General features: G+C 63.3%; 13 protein-coding genes. 6 read left to right on the plus strand and 7 right to left on the minus strand.

Going from position 1 to position 9,649, the window contains the following annotated elements:
- Position 1 precedes the first annotated feature (1 nt).
- From DNA98_RS12010 to DNA98_RS12040, 7 genes are all read right to left on the minus strand, one after another.
- Positions 2-1,429 carry a cell wall metabolism sensor histidine kinase WalK gene (locus DNA98_RS12010; RefSeq protein ID WP_110531017.1) on the minus strand — a complete coding sequence of 476 codons (1,428 nt, stop codon included), beginning with the start codon at positions 1,427-1,429 and terminating at the stop codon, positions 2-4.
- Between the two features lie 34 nt (positions 1,430-1,463).
- Positions 1,464-2,138, minus strand: a complete 675-nt coding sequence (locus tag DNA98_RS12015) for a response regulator transcription factor (protein ID WP_110531019.1) — start codon at positions 2,136-2,138, stop codon at positions 1,464-1,466.
- A 204-nt stretch (positions 2,139-2,342) separates the two neighbouring features.
- Entirely contained in the window at positions 2,343-2,969 is a 627-nt protein-coding gene (locus DNA98_RS12020) for a hemolysin III family protein (protein ID WP_110531021.1), read from the minus strand.
- Positions 2,970-3,027: 58 nt separating this feature from the next.
- Positions 3,028-3,276: a metal-sensitive transcriptional regulator gene (locus tag DNA98_RS12025; protein ID WP_110531023.1), complete on the minus strand. Its 249-nt coding sequence runs from the start codon at positions 3,274-3,276 to the stop codon at positions 3,028-3,030.
- Positions 3,273-4,088, minus strand: a complete 816-nt coding sequence (locus DNA98_RS12030) for a TlpA disulfide reductase family protein (protein ID WP_110531024.1) — start codon at positions 4,086-4,088, stop codon at positions 3,273-3,275. Before DNA98_RS12030 ends, DNA98_RS12025 begins: the two co-directional genes overlap by 4 nt.
- Positions 4,085-4,456 carry a rhodanese-like domain-containing protein gene (locus DNA98_RS12035; protein ID WP_110531026.1) on the minus strand — a complete coding sequence of 124 codons (372 nt, stop codon included), beginning with the start codon at positions 4,454-4,456 and terminating at the stop codon, positions 4,085-4,087. The genes DNA98_RS12030 and DNA98_RS12035 overlap by 4 nt, the downstream gene beginning before the upstream one ends.
- Positions 4,453-5,136 (minus strand): thioredoxin family protein, encoded by a 684-nt coding sequence (locus DNA98_RS12040; RefSeq protein WP_110531028.1) that lies wholly within the window; start codon positions 5,134-5,136, stop codon positions 4,453-4,455. Before DNA98_RS12040 ends, DNA98_RS12035 begins: the two co-directional genes overlap by 4 nt.
- Before the next feature lie 79 nt (positions 5,137-5,215).
- Here DNA98_RS12040 and DNA98_RS12045 point away from each other — a divergent pair, with 79 nt between their 5' ends.
- From DNA98_RS12045 to DNA98_RS12070, 6 genes are read left to right on the plus strand one after another with little or no spacing between them, the layout of a single operon-like run.
- Entirely contained in the window at positions 5,216-6,658 is a 1,443-nt protein-coding gene (locus DNA98_RS12045; RefSeq protein WP_110531030.1) for an MBL fold metallo-hydrolase, read from the plus strand.
- Between the two features lie 30 nt (positions 6,659-6,688).
- The gene (locus DNA98_RS12050; protein ID WP_110531032.1) at positions 6,689-7,003 is read left to right on the plus strand and encodes a rhodanese-like domain-containing protein; all 315 of its coding nucleotides are present in this window, start codon (positions 6,689-6,691) and stop codon (positions 7,001-7,003) included.
- A gap of 13 nt (positions 7,004-7,016) precedes the next feature.
- Positions 7,017-7,679, plus strand: coding sequence for a rhodanese-like domain-containing protein (locus tag DNA98_RS12055; RefSeq protein ID WP_110531033.1), 663 nt, complete (start codon positions 7,017-7,019; stop codon positions 7,677-7,679).
- The gene (locus DNA98_RS12060) at positions 7,676-8,017 is read left to right on the plus strand and encodes a rhodanese-like domain-containing protein (protein ID WP_110531035.1); all 342 of its coding nucleotides are present in this window, start codon (positions 7,676-7,678) and stop codon (positions 8,015-8,017) included. Before DNA98_RS12055 ends, DNA98_RS12060 begins: the two co-directional genes overlap by 4 nt.
- Positions 8,018-8,037: 20 nt before the next feature.
- Positions 8,038-8,808, plus strand: coding sequence for a sulfite exporter TauE/SafE family protein (locus tag DNA98_RS12065; RefSeq protein ID WP_110531138.1), 771 nt, complete (start codon positions 8,038-8,040; stop codon positions 8,806-8,808).
- A gap of 32 nt (positions 8,809-8,840) precedes the next feature.
- Positions 8,841-9,647, plus strand: coding sequence for a polyphosphate kinase 2 family protein (locus tag DNA98_RS12070; RefSeq protein WP_110531038.1), 807 nt, complete (start codon positions 8,841-8,843; stop codon positions 9,645-9,647).
- Positions 9,648-9,649 lie beyond the last annotated feature (2 nt).

The following is a 9,649-nucleotide window of genomic DNA, read 5'->3' on the forward strand; positions in this document are numbered from 1 at the left end:
TTTAGGCCAGGGTGGGCAGCGGTTTTTCCGCCCGCCGCAGGGAGACGCTGAAGGTCGAGCCCTTGCCGAGTTCGCTCTCCACCCAGACCGCCCCCCCGTGGGCCTCTACGATGGCCTTCACGATGGAAAGCCCCAGCCCGCTGCCTCCACGTTCGCGGTCGCGGGCCTTGTCCACCCGGTAAAAGCGCTCGAAGAGGTGGGGGAGGTGCTCGGGGGGGATGCCCTCCCCGTTATCCTCGACGCGGATCACCACCCGTTCCCGCAGGTCGCGGGCCACCAGGCGGATCTCGCTGGCCTGGGCTTTCTGGGCGTTAGAGACCATGTTGGCGAAGACCTGGTGCAACCTTTCCACGTCTCCTAGCACCCACAGGTCCTCGGAGACCTCGAGCTGAATCCTCCCCCCCCGGGGGAAGCTCTGCCCGTACTCCTCAGCGATTTCGGCCAGTAGGGTGTGCAGGTGCACCGGGGAAAGCTCCACCCGCCAGGTCCCGCCCGTCTTGGAAAGCTCGAGCAGATCCCCCACCAGCTTTTTCATCCGCTCGCCCTCGCGCCTGACGATCTCCAGGCTCTCCCGCTGCTGCTCGGTAAGCGGGGTACGTCGCAGCAGGTAGCTCACGTGGCCCAGAATCGCCGTGACCGGGGTGCGCAGCTCGTGCGAAGCGTCGGCCAGGAAGCGGGTCTGGGTTTCCCAGGATTCCTCCAAGCGGGCCAACATCCCGTTCAAGGCCCGTACCAGGGCGGCCACTTCGTTGTTGCCCTCGAGCTCGGGCAGCTTGGTGGGGCGTTCGCTCATCTGTTCTGCTCGCCTAGCCACCCACTCGAGGGGCGCGAGGGTGCGGCTCATCAAGCGATAGGCCATCCACGCTCCCAGTACCAAAACGATCAGCGCGGTGGCGGTATAGATGCGGGCCAGTTGGTCCAGGGTGAAGTCTATAGATTCGGTGGGGCGGCCCACCGTCGAGATGACGAAATCGCCCCCGCTTCCCTGGAGCAGCACCGCGTTGACCAGCAGGTTGATCCGCCCGCCCTGCTCGAGGGGCAGCGACAAGGTGGTCCAGGTCTCTCCTTTGGAGAGTAACTCCTCATACGCCCGCTTGGGCAGCACCAAGCGCTGGTTGGGTTGCAACAAGGGGCCCTTGACCACCTCAACTGCCGAGAGCAGGTCGGGCAGGGTGGGTTTGCCGCTGCGGATGAAGCCGTAGTCAATCTGCGAGTAGACGTTAGCGGGCAGGGCCAATTTGAGAATATCCACCACCTGAACCTGCTCCCCGATGAGGCGGATGACCTGCTGGGTGGAAGCCTGGATCTCGCTGCGCAGGTTGCGGTAGAGGAAGCCTTGCAGCAGCCCGTACACCACCGCGCCGATCAGGGCCAGCGAGGCCATCAGCAAGGCCACGGTGAGCAGGGTGACACGGGTGCGCAGGGTCATGGGGCAGCTAAACGCCTAACGCAGGCAAAGGGCCTTAGTCCTCTCGAAGAACGTAGCCCACCCCGCGCACGGTATGGATCAGGCGGCGCTCGCCGACGCCCTCGAGCTTCTTGCGCAGGTAACCGATGTACACGTCCACCACGTTGCTGCCGCCTTGGTAACCGGGCCAGACCTTCTCCTCGATCTCGAAGCGGCTGAAAACTTTGCCCGGGCTTTTGGCGAGGAGTTCCAACAGCTCGAACTCCTTGTTGGAAAGCTCGATGCGGCGGCCTGCACGGTAGACCTCGCGGCCCTCGAGGTTGATGATGAGGTCGGCGACCCGGATCTCCCCGGTGATGGCCGGGGTCACCCGGCGCAGGTGGGCGCGGATACGGGCCAGGAGTTCCTCGATGGAGAAGGGCTTGACCAGGTAGTCGTCGGCTCCGGCGTCGAGGCCTTCCACCTTGTCTTCTACGCGGTCTTTGGCGGTAAGGATCAGGATCGGCACGTTAGAGGTCTTGCGGATACGCCGCGCCACTTCGATGCCGTCCATTACCGGCAACATTAGATCTAGGACCACCAGGTTGGGATTGGTCTCGCGAAATCGGGAAAGCCCGGTGATGCCGTCGTAGGCTACCTCGGTCCGGTAGCCCTCGGCTTGCAGCTCGAGTTCTATAAACCGAGCGATGTCTTTCTCGTCTTCGACGATGAGGATCAAGGGCTGTTCCATAGACTCCATGCTAGCAGGGTAGGCGACATTCTCATGAGAAGTGGCCCAGAGGGTTAAGGAACCCCTCAATTTATGGGCCAAACCATTCTAATCTCATATTCTCCGGTAGAAATCCAAGGCCGAGCTTGCCCGCGCCGGGGCTGATGAATCAAAAAACCCTTGTAATGCAAAAGTTAGATTTTACTGAATATAATCCAATGAAGATTATTTGCAATACAACGCCAGCACCGCCAGGTACATGAAGATGCTCCCGGCCAGCACGAAGAGGTGCCATAGGCCATGGAAGCCGACTGCTTGAGGCCAAGGATCAGGCCACTTGGTGGCGTAATTGATCGCACCCAAGGTATACGCCAGACCTCCAGCGATCAGCCAGACCAGGGCCCAGAGGTTGAGGTCGAGCCTGGGCCAGAAAAACACCACCAACCAACCCAGACCTACGTAACTCAGCGTGTAGAGCCAGCGTGGAGCTTTGAGCACGAGCACCCGGAAGAGCACCCCGAATATCGCCAGCCCCCATACGATGCCCAGAGCCCAGGGCCTCCAGGAAGGCTCGAGCCCCTGCAGCACCACCGGGGTGTAGGTTCCTGCGATGAACAAGAATATAGCCGCGTGATCCAGGCGGCGCAGGCCCTGTAAGGCTTTCTCCGAGACCTTAAGGGCATGGTACAGAGAGGAGGAAGCGTACATCACGGTCATGGAGACCCCGAACACCAAGGCCCCCACCCACTTGGCGGTATCTCCCTGCGAGAGCAAAAGCAAGACGATGGTACCTATCAGGGCCAACACCGCACCGGTGAGGTGAGAGTAGGTATTGAAGGGTTCCCGAACCATTTGCAAATCTTATAGCAAGCTTTGTTAAACTGAATGTGAAAAACGGCAAAGCTGTATTTCAGCGCAGGAGCCGCACGGCCTCGAGGACCGTCTTGGGGTCTTGCTGCCCGCGCGAGCGGCACTCTTCCAGGAAGTTTTCCAGCACCAGATCGCCGATCCCGTCCAGTGCGCCGCGAATTCCTGCCAGCAAGGTGAGGATCTCGGTGCAGGGGCGATCCTCCTCGACCATCTTGCTAAGCCCCCGTACTTGACCCTCCAGACGGCGCAAGCGGTTCAAAATCTTCTGTTTGTCCGCAGTTGGGGTCATGGTGGGGGTACCTCCGCTAGAAGCTCGACCAACTGGACTCGATTCAAGCCGCCCAGGTGGCGGGTTTTCACGCTCCCATCGGCCCCAATGAGCAAGGTCGTGGGCAGGCCCGAGACCTCGAGCCTTCTTTGCACCTCCCCGGCGTCCAGGTAGGCGGTGCCGATGCCGACCCCGTCGAGGTATGCGCGCACGGTGGGAGCGTCTTCGCCGGAGTTGAGGAATACGATGGGGTAGCCCTGCTTGGCGTACTCCGCCAATAGCGGCATCTCTGCACGGCACGGTGGGCACCAGCTAGCCCAGACGTTGATCAATAGCGGCTTAGGCAGATCCTTCCAAGCTACCAGCTGTACGCTACCGTCGGGGGCTAGGCGTTCCAGCTTGAAGTCTGGGGGTAGAGCCTGGGCCGCTCGGCCGGGTACGGGCTTGAGCAGCTGAGGGATCAAGGCGATGCCCACCGCCAGGGCCCCGGCGGGTAGAAGCCGGGGGGATTCTCCCCGCAAACGCCACCAGGCGACTAGACCTGCCCCAAGAAGCCCCCACCCCCAGGCGAAGCCCCCGCTGCGCATGTCTACTAAGGTGACCAACGCCGGGAAGAGGCCACCGTGCAAAAAGGCCTGAGGATGCTCGAGGGCGTACCCTAGCCGGGCTGCCAGTACCCCAGCTAACGCCGTTTGCCAGGCGGCGGCCTCCAGCCTGGGCTGCCGTAGCCGACCCGCCAGGATCAGGAAGACCAGCAAGCCCAAGATCAGCGAGAAGCGGCTCCACTCGATGACCAGTGGCCCTAGCCGTAGCGCGTCAGGGGTAAGGTTCATCGCCTAACCGGATACCCGGCCGCCTGCCAAGCCAGCAGGCCACCCTGGACGTTGTGAATATTGCTAAAGCCCTTGCTTACCAAAATCTGACTGGCTTGGGCGGAGCGGTTCCCGCTGCGACAGATCACGTAGACCGGGAGGTTTCTGGGGATTTCGGCAGCGCGCTGGGCAAGCTGTCCCAAGGGGATCAGCTTGGCTCCTGCGACGTGCCCGGCGGCGAACTCGTAAGGCTCCCGCACATCCAGGATGAATTTGGGAGAGCGGGCCTGGTAGAGTTGCTGTACGCTCACGTTTTGATAGCCAGCCTGGGCCATCGCGCCCACCAGCCCCAGCAGGACCAAGACGAGCGGAGAAAGCTTCAGCTTCACGCTCCGACCCCTACTCCGGCAGCCTTGAGGGCGCCCTCCAGGAACACCCGCTCGGGCTGAGCCCCCAGCACCCGCTCCGTCCCCTGCCCGAGGATGACGGTGTCGGGCACCCCGGAGATACGGTACTGCTGCGAAAGCCGCGGGAACTCGTTGGCCTCGATGCCTTCGGCCACTACGTGGGGGTTGTGGAAGGCGAAGCGGAAAGCGGTGAGCACGGCGCGGGGGCAGTAGGGGCAGGTGGGGGTGACGAAGCTTTGCATCCGCACCGGCTGGGTAATCTTTTGCAGCTCGCCCTGGCTCTTCTCGCCCAGGCCGCTCTGCCCAGTACCCAGCATGAGCAAGGTCTCGATCAGGGTGCTGAACTCGTACCCGGCAGGTAAGCCGATAAAGCGGATATTGCTGCGGCTCGAGCCCGCCTCCCGCAGCAGGATGGTGGGGGCCAGCTTCAGGCCCAGGGCCTGGGCTTCGGGGTCGGAGAGGGGCTTCTCCACCACCGCGAGGTGCTCGTTGAGGGCCGCCACTTCCTTTAAAAGACCCAGGGTCTCCTCTTGCATTCCCGGTTCGTCTTGGCCCGGCAGGATAAGGCCGCTCCCTTTGAAAACCACTAGCTCTACTGGATTTTGGATGGGGGCTAAGGCCTGGCGCACTTGGGCTTGGGTTTTCTCGTCTAAGAAGTTCATGTAAGCTCCTTGGGTTTCCTGGGTATATACCCCCCAGGGATATTTGACAGTATACCCCCTATGGGTATAACATGCAACCATGTTGTTCAAACAGATCTACGAGGAAGGATTGGCCCAGGCCAGCTACCTGATCGGCTGCCAGGCCAGTGGCGAGGCGGTGGTGGTAGACCCAAGGCGGGATGTCCAGGTTTATCTCGAGGAGGCCCAGAAAAACGGCCTGAAGATCGTGGCCATCACCGAGACCCACATCCATGCCGACTACCTCTCGGGAGCCCGTGAGCTGGCCAAAGCCACCGGCGCTAGGCTGTATCTCTCCGACGAGGGCGACGAGAACTGGAAGTACAGGGGCCTGGAGGGCTTCGACCACCAACCCCTCAAGGACGGTGACCAGATTCGGGTGGGCAACGTCACCCTCACCGCCGTCCACACCCCGGGCCATACCCCCGAGCACCTGGGCTTTTTGGTGCAGGACGGGGCTGCGGCCAGCGAGCCCGGCTTCTTGCTGAGTGGCGACTTCGTGTTCGTGGGGGATATCGGCCGCCCCGACCTGCTGGAAGAGGCCGCCGGCATTCTGGGCACCGCCGAGCCGGGGGCCAGGCGGATGTTCAAGAGCCTGAAGGAGAAGTTCCTCACCCTGCCCGACTACGTGCAGGTCTGGCCCGGCCACGGCGCGGGCTCGGCCTGCGGCAAGGCCTTGGGTGCGGTGCCCTCCAGCACCGTCGGTTACGAGCGGCGCTTCGCTTGGTGGGCCGACTATCTGGCCAGGGACGACGAGGCGGGTTTTGTGAAGGCCCTCCTCTCTGGCCAGCCCGAGGCCCCCAGCTACTTTGCCGAGATGAAGCGCCTCAACCGCGACGGGATGCCGATTCTGGGCGGGTTGCCCAAACCCCAGCCGCTCACCCCGGAAGCCTTCCAGAAGAGGCTGGCCGAAGGGGCGCTGCTGGTGGATACCCGCGACAAGCTGGCCTTCGCCGGGGGGCACCTCAAGGGGGCCATCAACATTCCCGCGGGCAATAACTTCTCCACCTGGGCGGGCTGGCTCTTGCCCTACGAGCGCGACCTCGTGCTCTTGGCCAGCCCCGAGCGGGTGGAGGAGTTGGTGAAGCAGCTCATCCGCATCGGGCTCGACCGGGTGGTGGGGTTCATTCCGGGCCTCGAGGGTTACGCCCAGGGCGAGCTCGAGACCGTTCCCCAGCTCACCGCCGCCGAAGCCAAAGCCCTGTGGGAAAAGGGCGAGGCCGTCATCCTAGATGTGCGCGGGGCCGATGAATACATAGCCGGACACATCCCCGGCGCACAAAACCTCCACGCCGGGCGGGTGATGAGGAGGCTGAGCCAGATCCCCAAGGACAGACCGGTGGTGGTGCATTGCCTGGGTGGGGATCGCTCCTCCACCGCCATCAGCGCCCTGCTGGCCGCCGGCTTCACCAACGTCATCAACCTCACCGGGGGGATCAGGGCCTGGCGGGAGCACGGCTTCCCCACCGAGAAGGGGGAGGCGCGCCAGGCGGTGGGGGCCTGACCGACTCGGAGCCTCCCAAAAGGACGTACCATGACCCGAAACCTCGACCCCAAGACGGCTTACCGCACCCTAGAGCGCTACCAGGTGGTGGATGTGCGTGAGCCCTACGAGTGGGCCGAGGGGGTTTTGCCGGGAGCGCTGCGGCTACCTCTCGGCACCCTCGGGACCCTAGCCCCGCTCCACCTCGAGCGCGAACGTCCGGTGCTGCTCTACTGCCGCAGCGGAAACCGCTCGCAGGAAGCCCTCAAAACCCTACAGAAGCTGGGCTACAAGAAGGTCTGGCAGCTCGAGGGCGGCCTCAAGGCCTGGCGCGAGGCGGGAATCCCCTGCGCCAGCCCGATCTAGACGAAGGAGAACCATGTTGACCGTGCCCTACAAAGACATCACCCCCCAACAGGCGCAGAAGCTGCTCGAGGACAAGGTCCTCTTCGTGGACGTGCGCGAGGCCGAGGAGTTTGCCGACTCCCGCATCCCCGGCGCCAAGCTGGTGCCGCTGTCGGAGTTCGCCGGGCGGGCCGCCGAGCTGAGCAAGGACCAGCCGGTGGTGCTCTACTGCCGCAGCGGGGGCCGAAGCGCGCAGGCGGCGGCCTGGCTGGCGGCCAAGGGCTACACCAAGGTGCTCAACCTCGAGGGGGGCATCCTGGCCTGGTACCGCGCCGGGCTGCCTTTGGACAGCGCCCCGGTGGAGGTAACCTACCGCGAGACCGCCTTCGCCGAGCTCACCCCGCACGAGGCCAAGGCTTGGGTGGACGCGGGGGCCTACGTGGTGGACGTGCGCGAGCCCTACGAGTATGCCATGGGGCACCTGCCGGGAGCGGTGAACATCCCCCTGGGCCGCTTTGTGTCCGAGGTCAGCAGGCTACCCAAAGACCGCAAACTGCTCCTGGTCTGCGCCTCGGGCAACCGCTCCTCCCAGGCCGCGGCCTACCTGGCGGGCCAGGGGTTCGACAAGGAGCTCGTGGGCAACCTCGAGGGCGGCACCTACGGCTGGATGAGCGCGGGCTTCGAGGTGGAGCGTTGATTGGCTGGCTGAGAAATCTGTTCGGCGCAGGGGCTTCGGTGGGCCGCCTGAGCCCGCTCGAGGCCCACGAGAAAGCCAAAGCCGGAGCCATCATCCTGGACGTACGCACCCCATACGAGCGCCAGGAGGCTAAAATCCCTGGCTCCCAAGCCCTCCCGTTGGACAGGCTAGCCCAGGAGTGGGAAAAGCTCCCAAAGGACAAGGAGATCATCTGCCAGTGCAGAAGTGGGGCCCGGAGCGCCCAGGCGGCTCGCTTCCTGGCTGAGAAGGGCTTCAAGGTCTACAACCTGGCGGGCGGTATAGAAGCCTGGAAACGGCACAAACTTCCGGTGAAGTGATGGCCGCTGCGGAAAGCCACATGCTCCTAGCCTGGGTCGGTGCGCTGCTGATCGGGCTTGTCCTGGGTATGCTGGGCTCGGGCGGCTCTATCCTCACCGTGCCCATCCTGGTCTACCTGGTGGGCGAGCCCGAAAAGCTGGCCGTTGCCGAATCCCTGGCCATCGTAGGGACAATCGCCTTGGTGGGATCCCTTCCCTATGCGCTCCGCGCTTTGGTGGACTGGAAAAGCGGGGTGGTGTTCGGTATACCCGGCACAATCGGTACCTACGCCGGAGCCTGGCTTTCACAGTTCGTAAGCGGAGGGGTGCAGCTAGGCTTATTCGCGGTGGTGATGCTCCTGGCGGCGTTTATAATGGCTCGCCCCAAAGGACTCCGCGCTCCCCGTACCTCGGGAGTCATCTGGAAGACCGGGCTTGGGGGAGGGGGGGTGGGGACTGTTGTTGGGCTGGTGGGGGTAGGTGGCGGTTTCCTCATCGTTCCGGCGCTGGTGTTGTTGGGGGGCTTGCCCATGCACCTGGCGGTAGGGACTAGCCTGCTCGTCATCGCGCTCAACTCGGCAGTTGGTTTTTACAAGTACCTGCACCTGCTTCCCGCGCTGGGGCTGACGGTGCACTGGGATTTGGTCTTCTTGTTCAGTGTCCTGGGGATCGCCGGGAGCTTTCTAGGAGGGCGGATCGGGGTTCGTCTCCCACAGGAGGCGCTGCGCCGGGGTTTTGCCGGATTTTTGGTGTGGATGGGGCTTTACATCTTCTGGCAGAGCCTTTCCAGGCTCCTCACGGGTTCCGGTTGAGAGAAGGGAGCGATACACTTGAGCCACCCTCTATGGCCAAGACCACCCAGACCCGCTGGAACCTCCAGGATATCGACCCCCGCAGCACCCCCGGCTTCGATGGAGGGAAAGCAAAGGCCTTAGCCGAACTCGAGCGTCTCTCGACCCGCTTGGGCCAACTGCAGGAGCAGCTTTACGCTGAACGCCAGCACCGGGTGCTGGTGATCTTGCAGGGGATGGATACCTCCGGCAAGGACGGCACCATCCGCCACGTGTTCAAGCACATAGATCCTCTAGGGGTAAGGGCGGTGGCCTTTAAGGCCCCTACCCCGCCTGAGTTGGAGCGCGACTACCTGTGGCGGGTGCACCCTCACGTCCCGGCCAATGGCGAGCTGGTGATCTTCAACCGCAGCCACTACGAGGACGTGCTGGTGGTGCGGGTGCATGGCCTGGTGCCCAAGGCGGTGTGGTCGCGGCGCTACGAACACATCAACGCCTTCGAGAAGATGCTGGTGGATGAGGGAACCACCGTGCTCAAGTTCTTTTTGCATATCAGCAAGCAGGAGCAGAAAAAGCGCCTCCTCGAGCGTTTGAAAGAGCCTGACAAGCGCTGGAAGTTCAACCCCCAAGACCTGGTGGAGCGGGGTTATTGGGAAGACTATATGCAAGCCTACCAGGACGTACTGGACAAGACCCATACCCCATACGCCCCCTGGCACGTGATTCCCGCGGACCGCAAGTGGTACCGCAACCTGCGGGTCTGCCAACGGTTGGTCGAGGTGCTGGAGGGCCTGGGGATGAAGTATCCTCAGCCCGAGCTGGACATCTCTGGGCTCGAGGGCGAGCTGGAGAAGACGTGAGG

It is taken from the genome of Meiothermus sp. Pnk-1 (assembly GCF_003226535.1).
In the GTDB taxonomy this organism is placed as follows: domain Bacteria; phylum Deinococcota; class Deinococci; order Deinococcales; family Thermaceae; genus Allomeiothermus.